At 36.7% G+C, this 25,195-nt stretch carries 21 protein-coding genes and 2 tRNA genes; 9 read left to right on the forward strand and 14 right to left on the reverse strand.

All coding sequences use genetic code 11. The features are described from left to right. Window positions 1-9: 9 nt before the first annotated feature. From KYG33_RS13810 to KYG33_RS13870, 13 genes are all read right to left on the reverse strand, one after another. Window positions 10-2,145, reverse strand: coding sequence for a hypothetical protein (locus tag KYG33_RS13810; protein WP_219071927.1), 2,136 nt, complete (start codon window positions 2,143-2,145; stop codon window positions 10-12). A 1-nt stretch (window position 2,146) separates the two neighbouring features. Further along, window positions 2,147-2,698 carry an LptE family protein gene (locus KYG33_RS13815; RefSeq protein WP_077419575.1) on the reverse strand — a complete coding sequence of 184 codons (552 nt, stop codon included), beginning with the start codon at window positions 2,696-2,698 and terminating at the stop codon, window positions 2,147-2,149. Beyond that, window positions 2,688-3,392 (reverse strand): hypothetical protein, encoded by a 705-nt coding sequence (locus tag KYG33_RS13820; protein ID WP_219071928.1) that lies wholly within the window; start codon window positions 3,390-3,392, stop codon window positions 2,688-2,690. The genes KYG33_RS13815 and KYG33_RS13820 overlap by 11 nt, the downstream gene beginning before the upstream one ends. 13 nt (window positions 3,393-3,405) lie before the next feature. Continuing rightward, window positions 3,406-4,695 carry a sigma-54 interaction domain-containing protein gene (locus tag KYG33_RS13825; RefSeq protein ID WP_219071929.1) on the reverse strand — a complete coding sequence of 430 codons (1,290 nt, stop codon included), beginning with the start codon at window positions 4,693-4,695 and terminating at the stop codon, window positions 3,406-3,408. A gap of 36 nt (window positions 4,696-4,731) precedes the next feature. After that, complete coding sequence (locus KYG33_RS13830) at window positions 4,732-5,529, reverse strand: tetratricopeptide repeat protein (RefSeq protein WP_180564801.1); 798 nt, start codon at window positions 5,527-5,529, stop codon at window positions 4,732-4,734. Beyond that, a complete protein-coding gene (locus KYG33_RS13835) occupies window positions 5,501-5,677 on the reverse strand; it encodes a hypothetical protein (RefSeq protein WP_180564802.1) in 177 nt (58 codons plus the stop codon). Before KYG33_RS13835 ends, KYG33_RS13830 begins: the two co-directional genes overlap by 29 nt. 97 nt (window positions 5,678-5,774) lie before the next feature. Continuing rightward, the gene (gene miaB, locus KYG33_RS13840) at window positions 5,775-7,211 is read right to left on the reverse strand and encodes a tRNA (N6-isopentenyl adenosine(37)-C2)-methylthiotransferase MiaB (protein ID WP_180564803.1); all 1,437 of its coding nucleotides are present in this window, start codon (window positions 7,209-7,211) and stop codon (window positions 5,775-5,777) included. A 100-nt stretch (window positions 7,212-7,311) separates the two neighbouring features. Beyond that, window positions 7,312-8,007, reverse strand: coding sequence for a hypothetical protein (locus KYG33_RS13845; RefSeq protein WP_139348603.1), 696 nt, complete (start codon window positions 8,005-8,007; stop codon window positions 7,312-7,314). A 70-nt stretch (window positions 8,008-8,077) separates the two neighbouring features. Continuing rightward, the gene (locus KYG33_RS13850) at window positions 8,078-8,560 is read right to left on the reverse strand and encodes a hypothetical protein (protein WP_219071930.1); all 483 of its coding nucleotides are present in this window, start codon (window positions 8,558-8,560) and stop codon (window positions 8,078-8,080) included. Between the two features lie 122 nt (window positions 8,561-8,682). Beyond that, window positions 8,683-10,416, reverse strand: coding sequence for a thiamine pyrophosphate-dependent enzyme (locus tag KYG33_RS13855; RefSeq protein ID WP_180564806.1), 1,734 nt, complete (start codon window positions 10,414-10,416; stop codon window positions 8,683-8,685). Between the two features lie 230 nt (window positions 10,417-10,646). Beyond that, the gene (gene lysA / locus KYG33_RS13860) at window positions 10,647-11,849 is read right to left on the reverse strand and encodes a diaminopimelate decarboxylase (RefSeq protein WP_175627301.1); all 1,203 of its coding nucleotides are present in this window, start codon (window positions 11,847-11,849) and stop codon (window positions 10,647-10,649) included. 260 nt (window positions 11,850-12,109) lie between these two features. Next, window positions 12,110-13,333, reverse strand: coding sequence for a PolC-type DNA polymerase III (locus KYG33_RS13865; RefSeq protein ID WP_077419409.1), 1,224 nt, complete (start codon window positions 13,331-13,333; stop codon window positions 12,110-12,112). A gap of 150 nt (window positions 13,334-13,483) precedes the next feature. Beyond that, window positions 13,484-15,010: a helicase HerA-like domain-containing protein gene (locus KYG33_RS13870; RefSeq protein ID WP_180564807.1), complete on the reverse strand. Its 1,527-nt coding sequence runs from the start codon at window positions 15,008-15,010 to the stop codon at window positions 13,484-13,486. A 342-nt stretch (window positions 15,011-15,352) separates the two neighbouring features. On the opposite strand from KYG33_RS13870, the gene KYG33_RS13875 reads away from it, so the two are divergent. From KYG33_RS13875 to KYG33_RS13885, 3 genes are read left to right on the forward strand one after another with little or no spacing between them, the layout of a single operon-like run. After that, entirely contained in the window at window positions 15,353-16,762 is a 1,410-nt protein-coding gene (locus tag KYG33_RS13875; protein WP_077419407.1) for an MBL fold metallo-hydrolase, read from the forward strand. Between the two features lie 4 nt (window positions 16,763-16,766). Then, window positions 16,767-17,144 (forward strand): rhodanese-like domain-containing protein, encoded by a 378-nt coding sequence (locus KYG33_RS13880; RefSeq protein WP_180564808.1) that lies wholly within the window; start codon window positions 16,767-16,769, stop codon window positions 17,142-17,144. Between the two features lie 13 nt (window positions 17,145-17,157). Continuing rightward, complete coding sequence (locus KYG33_RS13885) at window positions 17,158-17,457, forward strand: thioredoxin family protein (protein ID WP_077419405.1); 300 nt, start codon at window positions 17,158-17,160, stop codon at window positions 17,455-17,457. Between the two features lie 54 nt (window positions 17,458-17,511). Here KYG33_RS13885 and KYG33_RS13890 read toward each other — a convergent pair whose 3' ends face one another. After that, window positions 17,512-18,264 (reverse strand): nitrilase-related carbon-nitrogen hydrolase, encoded by a 753-nt coding sequence (locus KYG33_RS13890; protein ID WP_077419404.1) that lies wholly within the window; start codon window positions 18,262-18,264, stop codon window positions 17,512-17,514. Between the two features lie 235 nt (window positions 18,265-18,499). Between KYG33_RS13890 and KYG33_RS13895 the strand changes: the two genes are divergently transcribed. The 6 genes from KYG33_RS13895 to KYG33_RS13920 all read left to right on the forward strand — a co-directional run bounded on the left by KYG33_RS13895 (window position 18,500) and on the right by KYG33_RS13920 (window position 25,172). Continuing rightward, window positions 18,500-18,940, forward strand: coding sequence for a DUF6646 family protein (locus KYG33_RS13895; RefSeq protein ID WP_047377248.1), 441 nt, complete (start codon window positions 18,500-18,502; stop codon window positions 18,938-18,940). A 106-nt stretch (window positions 18,941-19,046) separates the two neighbouring features. Further along, complete coding sequence (rseP, locus tag KYG33_RS13900) at window positions 19,047-20,537, forward strand: RIP metalloprotease RseP (RefSeq protein ID WP_180564809.1); 1,491 nt, start codon at window positions 19,047-19,049, stop codon at window positions 20,535-20,537. A gap of 80 nt (window positions 20,538-20,617) precedes the next feature. Further along, window positions 20,618-20,691 (forward strand) — tRNA-Asn (locus KYG33_RS13905). Window positions 20,692-20,990: 299 nt separating this feature from the next. After that, window positions 20,991-24,173 (forward strand): S41 family peptidase, encoded by a 3,183-nt coding sequence (locus KYG33_RS13910; protein ID WP_219071931.1) that lies wholly within the window; start codon window positions 20,991-20,993, stop codon window positions 24,171-24,173. Between the two features lie 70 nt (window positions 24,174-24,243). Continuing rightward, on the forward strand, window positions 24,244-24,963 hold the full coding sequence (locus KYG33_RS13915) for an AAA family ATPase (protein WP_077419401.1): 720 nt from the start codon (window positions 24,244-24,246) through the stop codon (window positions 24,961-24,963). Window positions 24,964-25,098: 135 nt separating this feature from the next. Then, a tRNA-Asn gene (locus KYG33_RS13920) sits at window positions 25,099-25,172 on the forward strand. Window positions 25,173-25,195 lie beyond the last annotated feature (23 nt).

Genomic DNA, 25,195 nt, shown 5'->3' on the forward strand with positions numbered 1-25,195 from the left:
TTTTTTATTTTAATTTTTACTTCTGAAGTCCTTAATATCCTGAATTTTAGATTCAAAATATTCTTTTTTCTCTGGACTCTTTTTGATTAATATTTCAAATGCTTTTATTGCTTTTGTATATAATTTCTGTTCAAAATAAAGATTCGCCAACGTCTCTGTCATCAAATGTGAGATATCATCGTTCTTTTCTTTAACAACATAGGAGCTTTCTTCTTTTAACTGACTGATTCTAGGATTTTTTTCAATGAAGGTTTCAATAGCCTTTTCTTTGATTTCTGATTTATCCTTTTCGATCTCTTCAGTTCTGTCAATCTTTAGCCAGCTTTGCCAGGTATTGATAAAACCGGGAACATTACTGTCTAATTGCGGCTGCGTTGTATTCTTCATAGTAACTTCCTGCATTTGTTCTACAGATTCTTCTTTACTTTCCTTCTGCTTTTCTTCAACCTTAAGGGTAGAAATATCGGTTCCAAAGAAAGAAACATTCATCACAGGAACTTCTTCTTTTGCAACAGCTTTATCAGTATTCTCTTCGGCCGTTTCCACAGATCCAGATTGATTTTCAGAAACTTCCGAACTTTTTTCTATTGTTGAAAGAGTATCTTCCTGAACAATTTCTGTAGCGGTATCCATCATTTCAGATGGTGTTTCAGTCTCAATTACCTGTTCTTTTTTTTCTGCAGGGAAAATTTTTGCTACCGGAGCTTTTATTTCAGGAGCTGATACTTCTTTTGATTTGCTGATTAATGAATCAGGCATATTGGATTCCACACTCATAGGTTTCCAAGCTGTCTGAACTTTAGGAATATCTTCTTCTTTTTCTTCTGGAATTTCAACTTTAACCTCTTCTTCAGGCAATTGGTTTTCAACAATTTCTTCTTTTACAGGCTCTTCTTTAACTTCCTCAGGCTTGTCCTCACTTGTTGACCAAAAATGAAAATTCTGGGTTTCCGCGAAGCTAATTTCATGACCCCCAGTTGTTTCAGGCTCTACCTTTTCTTCTTGAGAAACAGGCTTAGCCTCCTTCATCTTTTTCTCAACTTCTTCAATCAGACGTCTCATTTCCTCCTCATGTTTATTGACATGGGGCTGGGAAACTTCAGCTGTTTCAGAAATTTCTTCGTTATTGGCCTGGATTTTAACATCTGGCATGAACGAATCTGTTCCATGGAAGCTTACTTCAGCATCAGATACTTCTACTAATGACTCTTCTTCATTACTATTTGCCTCTTCTTTTTCAGCAGAAATCTGATCTTCGTCGATAATGGTTTCTGGCGTAAAGTTTTCTCCAGCATTCTCTTCTATTTCAGCTCGTATTTCTTGTTGAGCAGGTTCTTCTTCAGAAACAGGTTTAGCTTCGTTATCTGTTGATCCTGTATTTAAAGGCTCTTCTGCTACATTTACAATATCTTCCTCCTGTAATAAAGGAGATACTTCATGGAAACTGATATTTTCTTCGTCGTCAACCTTTTCTTCTTCTTTTTCTGAAGAAATCTGATCTTCATGAATGATTGTTTCCGGTGTAAAGTTTTCTTCTGATTTCTCTGTTTCAGATGGAATCTCTTCTTTTTGTTCGGCAACAGGTTCTGTTACAGTTTCAGTCTTTTGGGTTACCAAAGTTCCTGATTCCAGAGTAGACTCAATATCTATTGTCTCGGAATTTTGCTCATCAAGGAAGTTTTCTTCTCCTTCAAATAAAATTCTGTTTCGTTCACCATTGATATAAATGTGTTTAATCTCCTGTACAGTTGGTAAAACACATGCCGTTTCCTGCTCTTCTGCTGGTTTTTCTACAGAACCCTCCTCTTCTCTTTTGATAGGGAAAGATTTAGTTTTCTGGGCCAATTGAGCAGGTTTTTCAATTGTTTTAGAAGGTTTCTTCTCTTCAGCAACCTCTGGTTTGGCCTCTTGCTTGATCTTTCCGTTGATCAACTGATACAAAATCTTTTTATCAGTAGTATATGCCGCCGTTGTAGAAAGCTCTTTCTGATAATTTTCTTTTTCGTACAGATGGACTCCATACAGGTGAAGCGCCCTGATATTTTGAATATAAGGAAAAGTATGAATCTCTTCTTTCAAAAGACCAAGGTCCTCGGACTGAATATTTTTCGGATTTTTTATTAATTCTAAAACTCTCGGATTCATCTTACCAATTCGCTACAATGTCGTTAAATATCTTATTAATAATTCTATCTGTTACCAGCTTTACCTGCTGGTCTTCGATTTGGCTTAGTGATACATCACTGTTGAAAGCTGCTTCATCGGAATAGGTTCTGTCGAAACTTGCATCCGGATGAATTTTGTTTTCATAATGTACCTTTACTGTAATCGTAAGTTTATTCTGTGCCTGCTGAATCACTCCACCAGAAGGGTTTGTCTGGGTATTGGAACTGATTGTGGTAGGTGTAATGGAATAGTCTGTGATTTCTCCTTCTATCAGGATATCTGGATTTTCTTTGGTTCCTTTCAGAGTTGTTCTCTGAAGGAATCTGTTTTGTATTGCTGTAGAAAACTGTTGGGATAATGCAGGGTTTACAAGGGGTGCATTATTCGGAAATTCATTGATCTGAACGGTTTTTTCATCTGTAAGGGATGATCCCGTAAAGCTGTAACATGAATTTAAAACTCCCAGCAATGCAAAAAGCATTACCGTAAGCAGTGATTGTTTCAGGCTGATATTTTTAATGTTAAAATTCATTTTTAGATCCAATTTCAGTAATTTCATCATACTCAATTTGTTGAATAGCATCTTCATAGGCAAAATAGTTTGCTGTGTATAAAAATGGCAGGGTAAGAAAAATTCCTATTCCGCAGGCAACAATACCAATCTGTGCTAGAATACTTACTACTAATGAGAAAAGAAAAATTGACAATAGATTCCCTTTGGTCATTACTTTTGAAATATTCCAGGCTTCTTTTATTTCTTTAACTCCTTTAAGACTTATTAATGGAATGATATAAAAACCTTTCAATACGAAGTAATATATCGCAGCAATCAATAAGAACACGTAAGGAAACACAAAAAGAGCTACCATCGGATTGGGTTGATTACCCTCTGACATTGCCCCCGATACACCCAATACAGCAAATAAAGGAATGTAAAGCAGTAAAACGCCTCCAAAAACAATGAGTTGCAGCATAAAGTAAGGCATGAAGTCTTTAAAATCAAAGATATCTCCGGGACTTGCCGGCTGATTTCTGTTCAGCCTTTGAAGGTATTTATATAAATTACCCATCGCTAATAGTCCGCAGAAAGGAATAATTGACATGATAAAGCACACTAAAAATGCTACAAATATATTCCCGAAATCTTTCTTTAAAAGTTCGACCCCTTTATTAATATATTCTCCGAGTTTAAAATTGATTGGCTTAGGTTTTAAATTTACTTTCATTATTTATGTTGTGCTAATCTTCCAGGTTATATTGTTTTATTTTTCTGTATAAAGTTCTTTGTGAGATTCCCAATTCATCTGCAGCTCTGTTTCTGCGACCTTTATGCTTCTCCAGCGCCTTGATAATCAAATCCTTCTCGTTATTCTGAAGAGAAAGTGACTCCGGTCTGTTTTCTTCCACTTCTATATCCTCGATATCTTCATAGCTGTCATCAGGTGTTGACATAATCGTAGGATTCTGAACTACCGGTGTGTCATTATTATTTTCAAAATAGACTAAAGATCCGGAATTTACCTGTGGCTGAGTTTCAGGAGTATAAATCCTGTTGATCAGGTTTTTCTCATGGCTGCTCAGATCTGCCGTTCCTCTGTTCTTAATCAATTCCGAAGTTAAGGATTTTAAATCATTAATATCATTCCTCATATCGAACAGAATTTTATACATGATTTCTCTTTCACTTCCAAAATCATTCTGTTTAGGAGTATTCTGAGTGCTCACTACCATGGGAAGGTGTGTTTCCATCGGAATATACTCGGCAAGTTTCTCAGCAGTGATATTTCTGTTTCTTTCCACAACAGTCATCTGCTCTACTAAGTTTCTTAATTGGCGGATGTTACCCGGGAAGGAATAACTTTCTATATAATGAACAGCGCTCTGCTCCAGTTCCAGCTCCGGCATTCTGTACTTTTCTGCAAAATCTATCGCAAACTTTCTGAACAGCAGATGAATATCTCCTTTTCTTTCTCTCAAAGGCGGCATATCAATCTGAACGGTATTCAACCGGTAATATAAATCCTCACGAAATCTTCCGTCATGGATTGCCTTCATCATATTAACGTTGGTAGCGGCTACAATTCTCACATTGGTTTTCTGTACCTGTGAAGACCCTACTTTCATAAATTCCCCACTTTCCAGTACTCTCAAAAGGCGCACCTGCGTCTGTAATGGCAGCTCTCCTACCTCATCCAAAAAGATTGTTCCGCCGTCTGCGACTTCAAAGTACCCTTTTCTTGTTGCTGTAGCACCTGTAAAAGCTCCTTTTTCGTGCCCGAACAGCTCAGAATCTATGGTTCCCTCCGGAATTGCTCCACAGTTGACCACAATATAAGGCTGATGTTTTCTTTTGGATTCTGAATGGATAATTTTCGGAATAAATTCTTTTCCCACACCACTTTCTCCTATCACCAGGACAGAAATGTCTGTAGGTGCTACCTGAATAGATTTTTCCAGGGCCCGGTTGAGTGCCGGAAAGTTCCCTATAATTCCGAAACGGTTTTTTATGTTTTGTAACTCGTTGCTCATAAGTAAATTTTTGATTATTGATTTAATGTTACTCTTCTACAGCTCTTCAATCTCTTTTCTGTAGACTTTGTTGAAATGATGAGTGTAGACATCTTTCATCGTCTTTCCTTCATCATACGTTTGCAGGGCTAACATTTTTAAATCTAAATAATCTTTGTTTCTGATCTTAGAAACTTTACTCTTAAAGTATATATTCTCGGCAAAGTTGTATTCTTTGCTTTGTTTTTCAAAATTTTCCAGGGCTTTGTCATACCTTCCCAGCTCGAAATAAGTAACTCCCAGCTGGTAATGATCAAACATTCCCTTCACATAACCTCTGGTTGCCAGAAGTCTTTCTATAATTCCCGCTGCTTTTCCTTTCTGGCCTAATGCACTGTAGGACATAGCTCTTACTACATCCAGGTTATAGTCTCCGTTTTGAGATCTTCCTAAGTCTTTGGGATAATATTTTTTTAAACCTTCTAAATCCTGAATTGCCCCTTTATAGTCTCTCAAAAACTGGAACTTGGTCCAACCTCTGTAACCAAGGTGCATTTGGGGGTCTAAGGCAACTGCTTTATCAATTAAAATTTTCCAGGTTACAAAATCTCCGTTTTTAAGATATGGAACTGCTTTTTCCATATAAGCACGGGAGAAATCAGGACACAGCTCAATGGCTTTATCAAAACCCTCCTGAGATTCTGCGAAACCTTGTAAATTTGAAGCCCAGTTGTATAACTCACACGCTTTTTTGCAGTTCTCACCCTCTACTGCATTACAGTTGACCTGTGCAATAGTATTGGTGTAAACGATAAGTAACAAAAAGCTAAGGTAATACCTCTGAAACTTTTCCATTTTCAATTTTATAGGTTAAATACTGATAATAATCTACTTTTAAACCTTTTATCTCTTTTGGCATCCAGCCATCGAGTGATTTTATAAACTGCAGCAGTTTATTTTCTAATTCTTCATCCAGTACAGTATCTTTCAGATCCGGGCTCATATGCTATAATCTGAAGAATCCTGTCTTTCCTTCACAATTTACTAAAAATCTTACGGTAATATAACCGTTGATTTTCTTTTCAGAAGATATATTTATATTATTCCGCTGTTCTCCCTAAAAGCGTGCCTTGTGTATTATCATAGACAAAAACGTTCACAATGTCACCTATTTTCTGACCTTCAAGCTGATCGAAGACACATACTGCATTCTGAGAATTTCTTCCTTTCCATTGGTTTTTGTTTTTCTTGGAAATTCCTTCAATCAAAATTTGGTGTGTTCTTCCCACATAAGATTTCATTCTTTGTTTTGAAAGTTCACCCTGAAGAGCAATAACCTCAGCAAGACGTCTCTGCTTCACATCGGCAGGAATATTATCTTCCATCTTCTTGTGAGCCGGAGTTCCCGGTCTTTCTGAGTAAGCGAACATATAACCGTAGTCATATTCCACTTCTCTCATAAGGCTTAGGGTATCCTGGTGATCTTCTTCTGACTCATTACAGAATCCAACGATCATATCCTGAGAAAAGGACACATCAGGAACAATTTCTTTCGCTTTTTTAATCAGATCCAGATATTCCTCACGGGTATGCTGTCTGTTCATTGCTTCAAGCATGTTATTGCTTCCGCTTTGTACAGGGAGGTGTACGTATTTACAGATGTTGTCATGCTTTGCCATCATTTTGAACACATCCAGACTCATATCCTGTGGATTTGAAGTAGAGAATCTGATTCTCAGTTCAGGAACGGCTTTAGCTACCAAATCAAGAAGCTGGGCAAAATCAACTGCTGTTGCTTTCTGCATTTCAGAAGCTTTGGCAAAATCTTTTTTAGGACCTCCTCCATACCAAAGGTAAGAGTCTACATTTTGTCCTAAAAGGGTAATTTCTTTGTATCCGTTGTTAGCAAGATCTTTACATTCATCTATAATTGAGTGTGGATCACGGCTTCTTTCTCTTCCTCTTGTAAAAGGCACTACGCAGAATGTACACATGTTATCACAACCTCTGGTAATGGTAACAAAAGCTGTAACACCGTTTCCGCCCAGACGAACAGGATTGATATCTGCATAAGTTTCTTCTTTGGAAAGGATTACGTTAATTGCATCTCTTCCATCGTCGGTTTCTTTTAAAAGATTAGGTAAATCTCTATAAGCATCCGGACCTACAACAAGATCAACCAGCTGTTCTTCTTCTAAGAACTTGGTTTTTAATCTTTCCGCCATGCAGCCTAAAACGCCCACCGTCATATTCGGTTTTTCTTTTTTCAGGTTTTTGAATTGGGAAAGACGCATTCTTACGGTCTGTTCTGCTTTTTCTCGGATGGAACATGTATTTAAAAGAATCAGGTCTGCTTCTTCTACCTTCATTGTTGTATTGTATCCTTGTTCATTAAGGATGGATGCAACAATTTCAGAGTCAGAGAAATTCATCTGACAGCCATAGCTTTCTAAAAACAGTTTTTTAGAATTCTCCGGTCTTTCAGCAATGGCAAAAGCTTCGCCCTGTTTCGTTTCGTCTATATATTTTTCCTGCACGATAATCAATTTAAGGCCCGCAATTTTAAATTACGAACAAATAAGTTTGCAAAGATACAAAATATTGTGACAGATTGTCAGCGCTATTATTTTAACAAAATCATAAAGTTACACGCATAGTGTAAGTGGATGTTATCGGAACACTGCGAAAAGATTCCGGCTGCCATTTTTCGGTAATTTGTCCTACAGCTTTCATTACCTTGTTTTTAATATCATCCTGTAAATCATCAGGTTGTATTATAATATCTTGTAAAAAACCTTCCTGATTAACTTTAAATCGTATTTCAGCTGTTACTCCATCAGCATTTCTGATATTCTGGTTTTTCAGATTAATGAGCAGACGGTTTCTGAATTCTCCCATTCCTCCTGGAAATTCAGCAGATTTTTTTAATCCCTGTGTAGTATAATTTTCTTTAAAGTTGTCAAAATAATCGATCGGATAGAATATGATGGAAACATATTTCTGTACATCCGCACCTTTTTTCCATTTTTTAAGTTTATTTATTTCATTGAGAGCCTTTACAAATACAGCGGTAGGGCAATTATCAGAAAGAGTTTTATTAATAATTTTAGCCTGTCCCTTTTCGATTTCAAGTTCAGCCAGAAACATTTCAGACATTCTGTTATTGCAGTGTTCTGAATGACTTTCAATCAGAACTGTATTCAAATCTTTATAAAACTGGACAGCACCTCCTTTATAAGGGTTCATATCTCCCTGAAGCAGATCAAATGTCTGCGCTTTGCCCATAGCACAAACCAGCATCAATCCAAGTAGTTGTAGAGTTTTCTTAATCATAATCATAGCTGAGATTATCAAATCTGATTTTCAGTATTGTTTTTGTAATCAAAAGTTACTTTCTCATCTGTTAATCAATATCTGCTGACATTGAAGAGAAGTTCATTTTAACTTTAACCTGTGAAGCTACAGGCTGCCCGTTACAAGACGCCGGAGTCCAGTTTTTCTTTATTCTTCTTACGACATACTGCATGTCATCAAAAAAAATTTCGCTGTTCTGTACTTTAGGCATCCCTTTCACATCCACAATTTTTCCCTTGTCATCAAGCACTAAAGTAAATGTAAAGTCTCCTGTCAGCGCATAAAAATCCGAATTCAGATAAGCATACATATACTTGTTCAGGATGTCTTTGTAAGCTGCAACTCCACCTTCATAAGCTGCCGGTTTAAAATCATTACATTTTATGGCAACCTGCATAAAAGGTTCTTTAATATCTATTTTTAAAAGGGTTTTATTACTATCTCTTATGAAGGAATCATCCCGTTCTTCCTGATCCTGTGCAAATGAAAAAGTCCCTGTACACAAAGCCAAAAATAAAAGTACTGTTCTCATAATTTTGTTTCCTAATAATAAGCAAAGGTAAATATTTAGCTCATTTATAAAAAAGAAAAACTTCACGCAAAGCATGAAGTTTAAAATACGAATATGGTAAATACAAGATTTACTTTGAAGCCTTACAAGAGACCTTTAATGTGTTTATAATTGCTTTTCACTGTTTCAAAAACCTCATCCATTTTACCTCCAAGCATCAATTGAGCCATAGATTTGGTCATTCCCATAATCTGATCAAACTCAATTTTAGGAGGAAGAGCCAATGCATTGGGATTGGTAAAGATATTCAGAAGATAAGGTCCGTTGTGATCTAAACATTCTTTGATGGCGCTTTCCACTTCTTCGGGAAGGTGTACATTCTTACCCGGATACCCCATTGCGTGTGCTACCATAGCAAAGTCGGGATTAATCATATCTGTTTCATTATCGGGCATTCCGCCGACTTCCATTTCCAGTTTTACCATTCCAAGGGTCCTGTTATTGAAAACGATTAGTTTTACGGGTAGTTTATACTGAAAAATAGTCGCCATATCTCCTAATAGCATCGATAGGCCTCCATCTCCACACATTGCTATAACTTGCTTTTCCGGATGGGCTAAAGCTGCTCCGATTGCCATTGGCATTGCATTAGCCATTGATCCATGATTAAATGAGCCAAGCATTTTTCTTTCTCCCGTTCCTGTAATAAACCGGGCGCCCCAAACACAGCACATTCCGGTGTCTACGGTAAAAATAGCATCTTTTTTGGCCAGTTTATCTAAGGTATGTGCCACATATTCCGGCTGGATAGCATTCTCTTTTCCAAAATCTTTTACATATTCTAACTGACCTTCTTTTACTTTTTCATAAAATGCCAGTTGCTCATTCAGAAAGTGAACATCTGTTTTTTCTTCTAATAAAGGGAGTAATGCTTTTATTGTTTCTTTGATATCTCCTGCAAGACCTAATTCCAGTTTTGCCCTTCTTCCCAATCTTTCCGGACTTTCATCTATCTGTACAATTTTATTTTTTACCGGCATAAACTTCTGGTAAGGAAAATCAGTCCCCAAAAGAAGAACCAGATCTGCTTCGTGCATTGCATGATATGCTGATGGAAATCCCAACAGCCCGGTAAGTCCCACTTCATTAGGATTATTAGGCTGAATTGCCATTTTTCCCCGGAATGAATATCCTACAGGCGCTTTTAATAGTTTAGACAATTCTATAACTTCCGCACTTGCTTCACCCGCTCCAACTCCGCAGTACAATGTTACTTTTTTGCTATTATTTACCAATGCTGCCAGCTGTTTCAATTCATCATCAGAAGGTCTTACAACAGGATTGGTTTTAAAGATTTGAGTAGAAGTAGATCCTTCTTCTGCATCCAGCTCAGAAACATCTCCCGGAAGGCCTATTACGGCAACTCCTTTTTTGGAAATAGCATGCTGAATAGCCGTCTGCACAGTTCTCTGCACCTGCTCCGGACGGGTAATCATCTGATTATAGTAACTGCAGTCATCAAACAGTTTTATTGTATTGGTTTCCTGAAAGTAATCCATTCCCATCTCATCACTGGGAATCGTAGAGGCAATAACCAGCATAGGAACATGAGAGCGGTGTGCTTCATACACTCCATTGATAAGATGAACATGTCCCGGGCCGCAACTCCCTGCACATACTGCCAGGCCATCCAGTTCGGCTTCTGCAGCAGCTGCATAAGCTCCCACTTCTTCGTGCCGCACATGAATCCACTGGATACTGCTTTTTTTAACAGCAACATTCAGATGGTTGAGACTGTCGCCAGTTACTGCATAAATTCTTTTCACATTGGCATTTTCGAGCATTTCAACAATCTGCTCTGCTATGTTTTTGGCCATAATTATTCTATTTTGGTGGTTGTTTTTGGTGAAAAATAGTATTTAACAGGGATAATAATGCCCCTATCTCTATCAAATTTAGCTAATAAAATTGGAACTTTCATCCGATTTCAATGTTAAAAACTTGTAATTTAATTTTGAATTTTCTTTCTACTTACCCCTCAAACAAATTGATTAAAAAACAAAACAGCCACCCAAAAAGGTGGCTGTTTATATCGTATCACTTAAGTTTACATTACTATTTCAATCTGATTTCTCAACAGATCTTCAAATTCATCTCTTTTACGGATCAAATGTGCTTTTCCGTCTAAGAATAGTACTTCTGCAGGTTTTAATCTTGAATTGAAGTTTGAACTCATTTCAAAACCATAAGCTCCAGCATTGTGGAAAGCAAGAATATCTCCTTCTCTCACTTCGTTCAGTTTTCTGTCCCAGGCAAAAGTATCGGTTTCACAAATGTTTCCTACTACCGTATAAATTCTTTCAGCACCTTTTGGATTGGATAAGTTCTCGATCATGTGGTAAGAATCATAGAACATTGGACGAATCAGGTGATTGAATCCGGAATTCACACCCACAAAAACAGTAGCCGTTGTCTGCTTGATCACATTAGCTTTCACCAATAAATACCCGCTTTTACCAACCAAGAATTTTCCAGGTTCAAACCATAATTCGAATTTTTTTCCTGTAGATTTTGAAAACTCAGAAATTACTTTTTCTACTTTTTTACCTAATGTTCTCACATCAGTTTCTTCTTCACTATCCTGATAAGGAATTTTGAAACCACTTCCCATATCCAGATATTTCAGGTTCGGGAAATGTTCAGAAAGTTCCAACATAATCTCCAGAGCCTGCAGGAATACATCAGGATCTTTGATCTCACTTCCTGTATGCATGTGAAGACCTTCCACATTCAGGTTTGTACTTTTCATCACTCTTTCAATGTGACGAACCTGGTGGATAGAAATACCGAATTTACTGTCGATATGCCCCGTTGAAATTTTGTAGTTTCCTCCGGCAAAAATATGCGGATTGATTCTTACCAAAATAGGATATGAATTTCCATATTTATTACCGAACTGCTCAAGAATAGAAATGTTATCAATATTTATATGAACTCCGAAAGTCATTGCTTCTTCTATTTCAGCAAGATCAACACAGTTGGGAGTAAACAAAATCTTTTCTTTTGAAAATCCTGCCTTTAACCCAAGTTTTACTTCATTAATGGATACACAATCCAAAGAAGCTCCCAGATTCTTGACATACTTAAGGATATTGATGTTTGTCAACGCCTTCGCTGCATAGAAGAACTTTGTATGTTTTAAAAAAGAAGATGTAAGTTTTTCGTATTGAACTTTGATGGATTCCGCATCATAAACATACACCGGGGTGCCAAACTCATTGGCAATCTTTAATAATTCTTTTGAATTCATAATTTCATTTTAACATAAAAAAAGGCAGATTCTTATAAAAAGAGCCTGCCGCATTGATTATTTTTTATGCAAGACAACTCTTTTAAATATTCCAAACCTTAGAGAACCTTACAGCTCCCTTTTTTCCAGTTTTAATTTGTTTAAAATTTTGCATTGCTTCCATTTATTTTTTGCAAAAATACTATTTATTTTTTATTTTTCGAAAATTGATTTTAAAAGCGCCTTCTTTCAGATCAACTTATAAAGTGTTAATTCCTATATCATTTCGGTAAAGGCAGTGTTTCAAAATCGCTGCGAAGGAGTGCCAGCTGCAGTTCATTATTCAGATCTGTGGAAGATAACGGCAGGTCAATTTTTAATTTAGCCAGCTTACTTAAAGTCTGAATTTGGGTAAACAGTTCATAGAAACCAAATGAAACCACTTTCCCGTTTTCTATAATTAAAAATAATTTTTCCCCCAGTTTTCTTCCTGGTCCCAGCCAAAGTTCATTTCTTTTTCTGAATTCAATTTTCTGTTTCAATACTGAAAAATCTTTAAAATCTTCCTGAGAACCAATAAACTGAACCGCTTTTGTTCCTTGCGTAAATGATCTGAATTTTAAAACCGGTTTTTCGGTTTTATTGAGTGTATTTTTCTCAACTATATATTTATTGTTCCTGAAATACAATCCGAAAGGCAGTACTTCTTTCTTTTTAATATTTTTGGAGTTCAGGATCAGCTTGGCAATAATGTCTGTTCCGGTAAGCTCAAAATTAATCTGCTCAACATCTTTCTGAATCTGTTCCCATTTTTTTGATTTCGAATTGAAAACTTTTTTTGAAAACTTGTTGATATCCTGAACATAATCTGAGAACATAATCCGTCCCGCTTCATCCTGAAAATAGACAAAGCCTTTATCGTTGGGAAGATCCTGAGTAAGCTCTTTGATCTTGTTGATATAGGTTTTTGCATTAGACTCATCATGTTGTTTCTGAATGATCTCATTTTCAGTATCTTTTGAAATCAGAAGTTTGAAAAGTTCTAATGTAGCTCTTGCATCACCTTCAGCCCTGTGATGATTGGTCAAAGGAATTCCCAGAGATTTCACCAGTTTTCCCAGTGAATAACTTACCTCATCAGGAATCAGTTTCTTAGCCAACGGAATTGTATCTAAAGTATTGGTTTTGAAGTCATATCCAAGCCTTTTGAATGACTGACGAAGCATTCTGTAATCAAAATCAATATTATGACCTACCAGGGTTGTATTTTGAGTTATTTCGATAACCCTCTTGGCAATTTCATGAAATTTCGGAGCAGTTTTGACCATTTTTGGGGTAATACTGGTCAGTTTCTGTACAAAAGGGGTAATATCTCCTTCAGGGTTTACCAGAGAAATAAACTGGTCAGTAATTTTCTGACCATCATATCTGTAGATGGCGATATCGATAATGCATTCATTTCTATAACCTGCACCATTACTTTCTATATCTATAATTGAATACATTGAATGTGTGTTAACTGCTGTTTTGTCATTTATATTTAAAACCAAAGCTTATTCCCCGATAAAATCTGGTTCTATTTTTTACTGTTATGTAAAGATAACCTGCTAAAATAACAAAAAATATAGCAAAATATAGCAGGTTATCCTTCAAAATTATCTTCTTCTGCCTCCCAGACCAAACATTCCGAGAATAGCTTTTGCTCCTTCTCTCATTAATGTAGAAGTAAAAGTACGGCCGGCTTTACTCTGCAATACCTGTTCAAACATTCCTGGTTCTTCTTTTACCGGTTTTGTCTTTTGAGTAGGCGCTGGATTTTGTGCTGCCTGTTCCATTCTGTTGGTTAGCATTTCATAAGCTGACTCTCTGTCAATAGGCTGTTCATATTTTGCAACAAGTGCTGATTTTGAAGTCAGATCAGAGATTTCCGCTTCACTCAAAACATCCATCCTTGATTCCGGAGAGATCAGATAAGTGTGTACTAATGGTGTAGGTATTCCTTTTTCATCAAGAGCCGTGACAAATGCTTCTCCAATTCCCAAATTCTGGATCAGGCTGGAAGCATTGTAATATTCTGTGGTAGGGTAATTTTCAACGGCCTTGGAAATTTCTTTTTTATCTTTTGCTGTAAAACCTCTTAATGCATGCTGAATCTTTAATCCTAATTGAGAAAGTACATTTTCAGGGACATCACCAGGAATCTGAGTAATAAAATAGATCCCTACTCCTTTGGAACGGATCAGTTTTACCATTGTTTCAATTTGTGAAAGAAGAGCTTTGGAAGCTTCATCAAAAATCAGGTGTGCTTCATCTATAAATAACACCAGCTTTGGTTTGCCACTATCTCCTTCTTCAGGAAACGTCATATAAATTTCTGCAAAAAGCGAAAGCATAAACGTAGAAAAAAGCTGTGGTTTATTCTGAATATCTGATACTCTTAAAATATTGACCACTCCTTTTCCGTCCCTTGTTTCCAGTAAATCATGAACATCAAAGCTTAATTCACCGAAGAATCCTGCCGCTCCCTGTTGTTCCAACGCGACAATAGATCTTAAAATTGTTCCAAGAGATGCTGATGCAATGGACCCGTAATTCGCTGCAAGCTCGGCTTTTCCTTGCGCATTATCCGTCACATACTGCAGTACTTTCTTCAAATCATTAAGATCAATCAACGGAAGCCCTTTATCATCACAGTATTTGAAGACAATCGACATGATGCTTTGCTGCGTATCGTTAAGTTCAAGGATTTTGCTGAGTAAAACGGGCCCGAATTCTGTAACGGTAGCTCTCAACTTCACGCCTTCACCACCGGAAATACTCATCAATTCTACCGGAAAACTCTGTGGATTGTAAGGAAGCTGTGTTTTAGCATATCTTTCTTCAATAACAGGATTCATTTGGCCTGCTTCTGCAATCCCGGAGAAATCTCCTTTAATATCAAGAACCAAAGAGGGAATTCCTGCATGAGAAAGCTGTTCTGCAAATACCTGTAATGTTTTTGTCTTACCAGTTCCCGTAGCTCCGGCGATAAGACCATGACGGTTAATCGTTTTCAGGGGAATGGTTACATTTACTTCTGTGACCACTTCACCATCCAGCATTCCTTTTCCCAATATAATATGTTCTCCTTTTGGAGTGTATCTCGTGTTTAGTTCTTCAATAAATTGTGTTTTGTCTGCCATCTGATCGCTTTTTTAACTTATAAATATAAAATTTTTGGAGAATATGTAAAGATATTTTCCAATGAACTTATCTTTATTTCTTTGAAAAATAAATTTGTATCTGCATAAACAAATTTTAAACCACATGTATTAACCTGCGAACAATATATGATTTCTAAAGAGAACATGATAAAAAACAGCATTTGCAAATTCACAGGTTGTAAGGCATTCTTTTTGCTGAAAAAGACAATGTATTAAACATCCGTTTAACAAAGTATTGAAAGAAACTATCAATGGGATTTAACATTTCATTTAGAATTTATCTAATACTTTGTATCTTTAACTCATTAAAAAAAGACCCCAATGAAAATTGAACAAATATATACGGGCTGTCTGGCTCAGGGTGCCTATTATATTGTATCAGAGAATGAAGCAGTCATTATAGATCCTTTAAGAGAAGTAAAACCTTACCTGGATCGTCTGGAAAAAGATAATGTCACTTTAAAATATATTTTTGAAACTCACTTCCATGCAGATTTTGTATCAGGCCATTTGGATTTAAGCAAGAAAACAAGTGCTCCGATTGTATATGGACCTACTGCTGCTCCTGAATTTGAAGCAATTATTGCCGAAGACAATCAGATTTTTGAGATCGGAAAAGTAAAAATAAAGGTAATGCACACTCCCGGACACACCATGGAAAGCAGCACTTATCTCTTAATAGATGAAAACGGTATTGAAACTGCAATTTTTACAGGTGACACCTTATTTTTAGGAGATGTCGGAAGACCAGATCTTGCACAGAAAGCAACCAATCTTACCCAGGAAGACCTTGCGGGAATTCTATACGACAGTCTTCAGAACAAAATTATGCCTTTGGATGACAGCATTACCGTTTATCCTGCTCACGGGGCAGGTTCTGCCTGCGGAAAAAACATGCAGAAGGAAACGGTAGATATTTTAGGAAACCAAAAGAAGACGAATTATGCGCTTAATCAACCCGATAAAGCCTCTTTCATCAGAGAGGTTCTTGATGGTTTAACAGCACCACCAAAATATTTCGGAATGAATGTCGCATTAAACAAAGGTGGATATGAAAGTCTGGATGTTGTAATGAACAAAGGATTACAACCTGTAGCGCCGGAAGATTTTGAGGCACTGGCTGAAGAAACCGGAGCATTAATTTTAGATACAAGAGGAGCGGCGGACTTCCATAAAGGATTTGTTCCCAACTCTATCAATATAGGATTGAAAGGTGATTTCGCCCCATGGGTAGGAAATCTTATCGTGGATGTAAAGCATCCTCTATTACTGGTAGCAGATGAAGGAACCGAGGAAGAAGTAATTACCAGACTAAGCAGAGTAGGTTTTGATAATGTAGTAGGTTATCTGGAAGGAAGTTTTGAAGGCTGGAAAAATGCAGGTAAGGAAACTGATGAGATCAAAAGAATTACCCCATCTGAGTTTGCTGAACAGTTTACAGAAGATGCAAAAGTAATTGATGTAAGAAAACTGACTGAATATTCTGCAGAGCATATTGACAACGCTTATAACAGGCCACTGGATACGATCAGTGACTGGGCCCGCACTATGGATGATTCGGAACATTTCTTTCTTCACTGTGCAGGCGGATACAGAAGTATGATCGCAGCAAGCATCCTTAACTCACACGGAATCAGAAACTTTACCGAAATAGAAGGAGGTTTTAACGGCATCAAAAAGACGGAAAAATTCCCGACTACAGATTTTGTATGCCAATCTAAAACGTCATAAGATCATGAAGATACAGTTTTTTGGGCTTGCTTTAGCAATGGCTTTTACGCTAAGTGCCTGTAAAACATCTCATACCGCTTTCACACCCAAAGCTAACATCAAAGAAGTAGTCAATAGCTCTGATGTAACATTGGTGGATGTCAGAATTCCGGAACAGTATGCTGCAGGAACAGCAAAAAATGCTGTCAACATACCATTAGCAGAGCTTCAAAGCAATATAGAAACCTTGAAAGGTAAAAAAGTTGTTGTGTTCTGTAATAAAGGAGTTCAGGCAGATCAGGCTATGGAAATTCTGAAGAAAAACGGAGTGGAAGCCTATGATGGTACAAGCTGGAAGAATGTAAAAGCAATCCAGGACGAAACAAACAAAAAAGTAAACTAATAAAACCAAAACTATGTCACAAAAATTTCAGGAAATCATTGATTCCGAAAGGCCTGTACTGATCGATTTTTTCGCAACATGGTGTCAGCCTTGTAAAGTACAGTCTTCAGTATTAAATACGGTAAAGGAGAATGTTGGCGAAGAAGCAAGAATCATCAAGGTAGATGTAGACCAATATCCTGCATTAGCAGCTCAATATGGAGTGCGCGGAGTTCCTACTCTTGCCATTTTCAAAAAAGGAGAACTATTATGGAAAGAAAGTGGTGTACATGATGTGAATACACTCACTAATCTTCTCCAGCAATATGCTTAGATAAGGACCAAAATAAAGGCTGAAATTCATTTGAATTTCAGCCTTTATTTTTTATTACAATTGAATAGAGAAACTATCCCGGTCATTTAAAAACTGAAAATGGGTTCTGAAATCTTTCAATTCATCTATATTTAGTTCTGCGGACACAAGATTCCCTTGTTTTTCAGAAATTTCTTTTCCGTCTGCAAAGAAGCAGTGAGAACTTTCCTGATAAAACAAATTGTTTCCATCAGTTCCAATTCTGTTTAAGCCAAATACAAAAGATAAATTTTCAATAGCCCGGGCTTTTAGCAAATGTTCCCATGCTCCTACTCTTTTCTCGGGCCAGTTGGCCACATATAAAATAGCATCGTAGTCATCATTGTTTCTGGCAAAAACAGGAAAACGAAGGTCATAACATACTTGAAGCAGAAATCGTATTCCCTGATACACAACAACTACCCGCTCTTTTCCAGGTGTATATACTTTATCTTCTCCTGAAAAAGAGAACAGATGCCGTTTATCATAAAAAGAAACTTCACCACCCGGCCGTACGAAATACATTCTGTTGTAAAAGTTTCCGTTGTGTTCTACCGGAGCACTTCCACAGAATGCTGCATTTTTATCTTTTGAAAGTTTCTTCAAAAATTCCAGTGATTCATTATTTCTGTCCGAAACTTCAGAAGCGTCCATACAGAAGCCAGTAGAAAACATTTCGGGTAGAAGAAACAGATCCGCTTCCACATTATGAAGCTCATTTTCTATGAGTTTAAAATTCTCAGCTTTATTTTTCCAGATGATATCTAAATTAAGCCCTACAACTTTCATCTTTTATTCTTTTTAAATTATTTCAAATCTGAAGTATAAAAATACGCCTTTTATCATTACAAAAAGAAAACTCTCAGGAGAATTCAACTGCAGAAAAACAGTGTCTCCTTCTCCAATATCAAACAATATTTCATAATAATTTATTAAAGTCTTTCATTTTTATAATACGGATTCTCTTTCGGTTTCATTTTTGATAGAGATATTTTTTATTACTATCCTTAAAAATTTAAAATTTATGAAGAAATTGTTTTTTATGGTGACGATTTTCTTTTTTGGGGCCATGGCTAATGCTCAGGCCTGGACGGGAAAAGGGGATCAGAAAGTACAACTGGGGCTGAGTGCCTGGGGATATGGAACCGGAGTAACGGGAACCTACGACTATGGGCTCAATAAACTTATTTCAGTAGGAGCCGGAATCAACGGCTATTTTGACAATTATAAAAACAACGATAAGGATAATCGTGTTTTTGTTTTCGGGAGACTGAACTTTCATTTACAGGAAGCACTGAACCTTCCCTCAAAATGGGATATCTACCCTGGTGTAGACCTTGGAGTTCTCGGAAGAGACTTCGGAGTTGGCGCTCACATTGGAGCCCGTTATTTCTTCACAGAGAAAATAGGGGTATTTGCAGAAGTAGGTAATAATGGCAGTCTGGGTGTTTCTTTCAATTTATAATCAAATCGTCTTTAAATATGACAAAGCTTCTCGTTTCGGGGAGCTTTTTTATTTGGCATAGTTTTGATAATTGTTACCTTTGCAAATTAAAATCTAAAATTTATTAATGGAAATAGCAATCAAACTTTTTCAGTTCATTCTGAGCATCTCTATACTTGTGCTTCTTCATGAGCTTGGGCATTTTTTACCGGCAATATGGTTCAAGACCAGAGCAGAGAAGTTTTTCCTGTTTTTTGATCCTTACTTCTCCATATTCTCCATGAAGAAAATCAACGGGAAATGGCAGTATAAGTTTTTATCAAAGAACCTGCCGGATTCTGAAGTAATAGAGGTAAACGGAAAGAAGGAAGAAGTTCCTATCGATATATCAAAACTACCGGACAATGACTGGAGAAAACATCCTGAACAAACCAAATACGGAATTGGATGGCTTCCTTTCGGAGGGTATGTAAAAATTGCAGGAATGGTGGATGAAAGTATGGATACTGCCCAAATGAAAAAGCCGGCAGAACCATGGGAATTCAGATCGAAACCGGCTTGGCAGAGACTTATTATTATGCTGGGTGGAGTTACGGTTAACTTTTTCCTTGCATGGTTGATCTATAGCTCTTTATCATTCTTCAACGGAGAAACCTATACAGATATCACGAAATTCGACAATGGTATTGAAGCGACTTCAGCAGGAAAGAAAATGGGATTCCAGAATGGTGACAAAATCATCAGCGTAGATGGAAAACCTGCAGAGAGACTTGAAAATACATCAATCAATATTCTTTTAGGAGACAATGTTACCGTAAACAGAAACGGCCAGGAAGTTACTTTCCCGGTAAATGCTGACGGTGTTGCAGATGTTCTTAAGCAGAGAGAAGCAAAATTGTATATCACTCCAAGAGTTTCTATGGTCATTGATTCATTGGCAACTCCTTCTTCTCAGGCATCAGGTCTTGCGAAAGGAGATAAAATTGTAGGAATCAACGGTAAAAAAGCGGCATTCTTTGATGAAGTAAGCACTCTTCTAAGTGAAAATAAAGGTAAGACGATTACTGTAGATGTTGAAAGAAATGGGGCTTTGCAGACATTACCAGCAGTTTCTGTTGATAAAAACGGAAAACTAGGGGTAGCAATTGATACAAAAAACATCGCAAAAGCTGTTGTAACAAATAAAAAATACTCTTTTGGGGAGGCTATTCCAAGAGGATTTACCAGAACTATTGAAGCATTAACTACCCAGGTTAAGCAGTTCAAAATCATGTTCAACTCTAAAGTTCAGGGGTATAAAAATGTAGGAGGTCCTATTGCGATTGTAAAGAATATGCCTGTAGATAAAGATGCAGACGGAAACTTTAAGATCAACTGGGTTGCTTTCTGGAGCTTTACAGCAATGTTCTCCGTATGGTTGGCATTCCTGAATCTTATTCCTATTCCGGGACTTGATGGCGGACACGTTTTATTTACTTTATATGAAATTATTGTAGGAAAACCGGTTCCACAGAAGGTTTTGGAAAACGCACAAATGATTGGAGTTATCTTCCTGTTAGGATTGATGTTACTGATCTTCGGAAGCGACATCTTCAAGGTGTTTACAGGGAAATTATAATTTTTTTAGAAATTTTTATAAAAATATTTGTAAGGTATAAATATTCGTCCTATATTTGCACCACTTAAAACAAAGGACATTCCTCCTTAGCTCAGTTGGTTAGAGCATCTGACTGTTAATCAGAGGGTCGCTGGTTCGAGCCCAGCAGGAGGAGCAAAAAGACTTACAGAAATGTAAGTCTTTTTTTTTGTGCTTTCATCTGAAGATATCATTTAAAAAGATAGATATTTGTAACTTACCTTAAGTTTTATGAACTATTTATCTGTTTTACGGAATATCACCCACCATTTCGGGTATTTTCATGTAACGATTTCCCCAATAATCCGACTATTCTTACTTAAGGAATTATAGAATTTGAGAAATTAACATCTTATAAATACTTCTCTAATAACTTGCATCTAAAAAAAATAACAAAACCAACATTATTGTATTTTATAAATACCTTATTATACCATGAAGAAAACTATTATTTCGTTATTAACAGCATTTTCTATTATAGGGATTTCAGCACAGGAAAAGTCTTATTTTTTATCAAGCCCCTCATTGAGTCCGGATGGCAAGACAGCCTATTTCTCTTATGACGGCGATATCTGGAAAGTAGATTCAAATGGTGGAAACGCTTCAAGAATTACAGCCCTGGATGGAGAAGAAATCAATCCCCGCCTTTCACCGGATGGAAAATGGCTTGCATTCAGTTCTAACCAATATGGAAATTATGATGTGTATGTAATGCCTGCAGACGGGGGAACGATCAAGCAGCTAACTTTCCACACCGGAAGAGACGAAATGGAAAGCTGGGCATGGGATAGCAAAACCATTTATTTTACTTCCAGTAGAAATAATAATTTCGGCAGTTTTAAAACTACAATTGAAGGAAAAACACCACAAAAGCTTTTCAGTAATTATTTTAACAACACCAATGGACTTGTAGAAACGCCGGCGGGAGAATATCTTTTCACCAGCTCTTCAGAAAGTGCCCATCAGGTACAACGCAAGCGCTATAAAGGAGAAAATAATCCTGATATTTTAGGATACAACCCTAAAAGCAATTCTTTCAAACAGTACACTAACTATGAAGGAAAAGATTTCAACCCAAGTGTAGATAAAAAAGGTATTATTTACTTTATTTCCGATGAGAATAATGGAGAATACAATCTTTATCAACTCGAAAATGGTAAGAAGGCTTCATTAACCCAATTTGACACTTCTATTAAAAAACCTTTTGTTTCAGCAGACGGATCTAAAGTCATTTTTGAAAAAGATTACCAGCTTTATATTTACGATATCGCTTCAAAAAATGCAAAACCTCTGAATGTAAGCCTGAATACTAATAAAACGCTGGAAAAAGAACAAAACTTCAACGTGGAAAATAATATTTCCTATTATGATGTATCTCCGGATGGTAAAAAAATGGCCTTTATAAGCCGCGGTGTTTTATTTGTATCTGATATTGAAGGAAAATTTGCACAACAGGTTTCTGACGGGAAAGAACGTGCCATGGAAGTAAAATGGCTGAAAGACAACCGTACCCTGCTTTACAGTCAGACCTACAATGGATACCAAAACTGGTTTACTATTCCAGCAGACGGAAAAGGCCAGCTCAAACAATTAACAGAAGATTTACGCAATAACCGAAGCATCACGCTTAATAGCGACCTTTCAAAAGCGGTTTATTTAAGCGGCCGTGATGAAGTAAGATTGCTGGATTTAAAAAATTTCAAATCTACAACGATCGTAAAAGACGAAATATGGGCTTTCCAAAACTCAAGACCTTCTTTTTCGCCAAACAATGAATACGTACTGCTCTCTGCGAAAAGAAACTTTGAACTGGATATTTTCATCTATAATATCAAAAAAGGACAGACGCTCAATCTTACCAATACTGGTGTTTCAGAGGAAGATCCTGTATGGTCTCCAAACGGCAAATACATTTATTTTGCCAGCGATAGAACCAATCCGTCTTATCCTTTAGGCATGCAGAAGTCTAACATTTACCGCATGGCTCTGGACTGGTTTGACGAACCTTTTAAATCTGAAAAATTCGATACTCTCTTTACTGAAGAAAAGAAGGAAACAAAATCTACTGATAAAGCGAAAGATAAAGATAAGAAGGACAAGAAAGAGGAGGACAAGGATAAGGAGAAAAAGGAAGAAAAAGAACCAATAATTAAAGAACTGAAAGTAAATCCTGAAGATACCCTAGACAGAATCGAACTGGTAACCGACCGATATGGATATCAGGATGATCCTGCAGTTTTTGCAGACGAAAAAAAGGAAATTCTATTATTCAATTCTAATCAGGATAATGGGAAAAGACAGTTGTACAAAAAAGTGTTCACAGATTTTGAGCCTGCCAAATCCGAAAAAGTTTTCGATAAAGCAGCGTATTATCTTACCAAAAATGAGAAAAACCTGTTTGCGCTGATAGAAGGTAATATTTATAAAACAACTGTAGCTGCTTTAAAACCTGAGAAAATAAATATTCAATATAGTTTTGATAAAGACCTGGCATCAGAATTTACTCAGATGTTTGCTGAAGCATGGACTGGTGTGGAAGAAAATTTTTATGATGAGAAGTTCCATGGGATTGACTGGAAAGCAAAAAAGGAACAGTATGCCAAATATCTTCCGTATGTACATAACAGAAATGATCTGAGAATTTTATTAAATGATCTTTTAGGAGAGCTTAATTCTTCACACACCGGATTTTCTTCAACCGGAAAAGAAGAAACAATGTACCTGAACTATTTCACTAACGAAACAGGAATTATCTTCAAAAAAGATCAGCCTTACACTGTAGAAAGTATTGTAAGAAAATCTCCGGCTTTCCGCTCAGGAGTTGATATTAAGCCTGGCGACCAGCTGATGTCTGTAAACGGGAAAAAGGTGGATCTAAACGAAAATATCGAAACGTATTTTACAAGCCCCAAAAAACAGGAAGAACTTGTTCTTACTTTTAACCGTGATGGTAAAAATATAACCACCAAAGTACATCCGATTTCTAATGGAGAATTAAAAGGATTGCTTTATGATGATTGGATCTACAACAATCACCAGCGTGTTGATAAGCTTAGCAACAACCGTATTGCCTATTCCTGCATGAAAAATATGTCTACAGATGAGCTGGACCGTTTCCTTCTGGATATGGTAGAACAGGAAAACAGAAAAGACGCTGTAATTCTTGATCTGCGTTACAATACAGGCGGAAATGTTCATGATAAGGTTTTAAATTTCCTTTCTCAGAAGCCTTATTTACAATGGAAATATCGTGAAGGAAAAATGACGACACAGCCTAACTTTGCTCCTTCCGGAAAACCTATTGTACTTCTGATTAATGAAGCTTCACTAAGCGATGCCGAGATGACTGCAGCCGGATTTAAAGCACTAAAACTGGGTAAAATTATTGGCCAGGATACCTATCGCTGGATTATTTTCACTTCAGCTAAAGGTTTGGTAGACGGATCTTCTTACAGACTGCCTTCATGGGGAACGTATACTTTGGACGGACAAAATCTTGAAAAAACGGGCGTGAAACCTGATATCTATGTTAAAAATACCTTTCTGGACCGTCTTCAGGACAATGACCCTCAGCTGGAAAGAGCTGTTCAGGAAATACTTAAGGATTTAAAGAAATAAGAATTAAGAAAATTGCTCTTATTTTTTGCACATATTTTGCTTGATAGGATAAATAATTCTATCAAGCAAAATGCCTTACTTATCAAAGATTTATTTAAAAGATAATCATCCACAAGACTTTCCTTTCAATCTGCCTTTTCTACGCAACGGTTTAGATATAAGGCTAAAAAGCAATGTTACCTTTTTCATTGGCGAAAATGGAATTGGAAAATCCACATTGCTTGAAGCCATTGCAGACCAATGTAATTTCAATGTGGCCGGTGGAAGCCGCAATCATCATTATAATTTTCATAAAACAGAGTCTGTACTGTCAGATTATCTTACTCTTTCCTGGCGTAATAAGACTTCTCAAGGCTTTTTCATGAGAGCAGAAAGTTTTTTCAACTTTGCTACCTATATTGATGAAGTGGCGGAAGAAGATCAAAGAGTGCTGGAAGCCTATGGAGGAAAATCTTTGCATCAGCAATCTCACGGTGAAGCTTTTTTATCATTATTCCATAACCATTTCCAGCATGGTATTTATATTCTTGATGAACCGGAATCTGCTTTATCACCACAAAGACAACTTTCTTTGCTATCTATTATTCATAAATTAGAAAAAACAGGAAAGGCTCAGTTTATAATTTCAAGCCATTCACCCATATTAATGAGTTACCCATCTGCTGAAATTTATGCACTTGATGACAAAATTCAAAAAATCCACTATAAAGAAACAGAGCATTATCAGTTAACAAAGAATTTTTTAGAAGCACCGGAACGGTATTTTCAACATTTATTTGAAGACCTCTAGATCTAAATAAAAATATTCAGAAATATTTCTTATTGAAATTCAATACATTTAGTCAAAAGTCACCCTGAATAAGGAGAAAGACTTGACTGATATTAATATTCCTATTATATTTGCACCACTTAAAACAAAGGACATTCCTCCTTAGCTCAGTTGGTTAGAGCATCTGACTGTTAATCAGAGGGTCGCTGGTTCGAGCCCAGCAGGAGGAGCAAAAAGACTTACAGAAATGTAG

The sequence above is a fragment of the Chryseobacterium sp. D764 genome (assembly GCF_019317325.1).
Taxonomy (GTDB): domain Bacteria; phylum Bacteroidota; class Bacteroidia; order Flavobacteriales; family Weeksellaceae; genus Chryseobacterium.

What these genes read in the sequence shown, in the direction of transcription:
- KYG33_RS13845 (WP_139348603.1), bottom strand. Translation starts at nt 8,007, where the DNA reads ATGATTAAGAAAACTCTACAACTACTTGGATTGATGCTGGTTTGTGCT.
- KYG33_RS13855 (WP_180564806.1), bottom strand. Translation starts at nt 10,416, where the DNA reads ATGGCCAAAAACATAGCAGAGCAGATTGTTGAAATGCTCGAAAATGCC.
- KYG33_RS13870 (WP_180564807.1), bottom strand. Translation starts at nt 15,010, where the DNA reads ATGGCAGACAAAACACAATTTATTGAAGAACTAAACACGAGATACACT.
- KYG33_RS13850 (WP_219071930.1), bottom strand. Translation starts at nt 8,560, where the DNA reads ATGAGAACAGTACTTTTATTTTTGGCTTTGTGTACAGGGACTTTTTCA.
- KYG33_RS13915 (WP_077419401.1), top strand. Translation starts at nt 24,244, where the DNA reads ATGCCTTACTTATCAAAGATTTATTTAAAAGATAATCATCCACAAGAC.
- lysA (WP_175627301.1), bottom strand. Translation starts at nt 11,849, where the DNA reads ATGAATTCAAAAGAATTATTAAAGATTGCCAATGAGTTTGGCACCCCG.
- KYG33_RS13880 (WP_180564808.1), top strand. Translation starts at nt 16,767, where the DNA reads ATGAAGATACAGTTTTTTGGGCTTGCTTTAGCAATGGCTTTTACGCTA.
- rseP (WP_180564809.1), top strand. Translation starts at nt 19,047, where the DNA reads ATGGAAATAGCAATCAAACTTTTTCAGTTCATTCTGAGCATCTCTATA.
- KYG33_RS13810 (WP_219071927.1), bottom strand. Translation starts at nt 2,145, where the DNA reads ATGAATCCGAGAGTTTTAGAATTAATAAAAAATCCGAAAAATATTCAG.
- KYG33_RS13890 (WP_077419404.1), bottom strand. Translation starts at nt 18,264, where the DNA reads ATGAAAGTTGTAGGGCTTAATTTAGATATCATCTGGAAAAATAAAGCT.
- KYG33_RS13910 (WP_219071931.1), top strand. Translation starts at nt 20,991, where the DNA reads ATGAAGAAAACTATTATTTCGTTATTAACAGCATTTTCTATTATAGGG.
- KYG33_RS13885 (WP_077419405.1), top strand. Translation starts at nt 17,158, where the DNA reads ATGTCACAAAAATTTCAGGAAATCATTGATTCCGAAAGGCCTGTACTG.
- KYG33_RS13875 (WP_077419407.1), top strand. Translation starts at nt 15,353, where the DNA reads ATGAAAATTGAACAAATATATACGGGCTGTCTGGCTCAGGGTGCCTAT.
- KYG33_RS13865 (WP_077419409.1), bottom strand. Translation starts at nt 13,333, where the DNA reads ATGTATTCAATTATAGATATAGAAAGTAATGGTGCAGGTTATAGAAAT.
- KYG33_RS13830 (WP_180564801.1), bottom strand. Translation starts at nt 5,529, where the DNA reads ATGGAAAAGTTTCAGAGGTATTACCTTAGCTTTTTGTTACTTATCGTT.
- KYG33_RS13820 (WP_219071928.1), bottom strand. Translation starts at nt 3,392, where the DNA reads ATGAAAGTAAATTTAAAACCTAAGCCAATCAATTTTAAACTCGGAGAA.
- KYG33_RS13815 (WP_077419575.1), bottom strand. Translation starts at nt 2,698, where the DNA reads ATGAATTTTAACATTAAAAATATCAGCCTGAAACAATCACTGCTTACG.
- KYG33_RS13825 (WP_219071929.1), bottom strand. Translation starts at nt 4,695, where the DNA reads ATGAGCAACGAGTTACAAAACATAAAAAACCGTTTCGGAATTATAGGG.
- KYG33_RS13835 (WP_180564802.1), bottom strand. Translation starts at nt 5,677, where the DNA reads ATGAGCCCGGATCTGAAAGATACTGTACTGGATGAAGAATTAGAAAAT.
- KYG33_RS13895 (WP_047377248.1), top strand. Translation starts at nt 18,500, where the DNA reads ATGAAGAAATTGTTTTTTATGGTGACGATTTTCTTTTTTGGGGCCATG.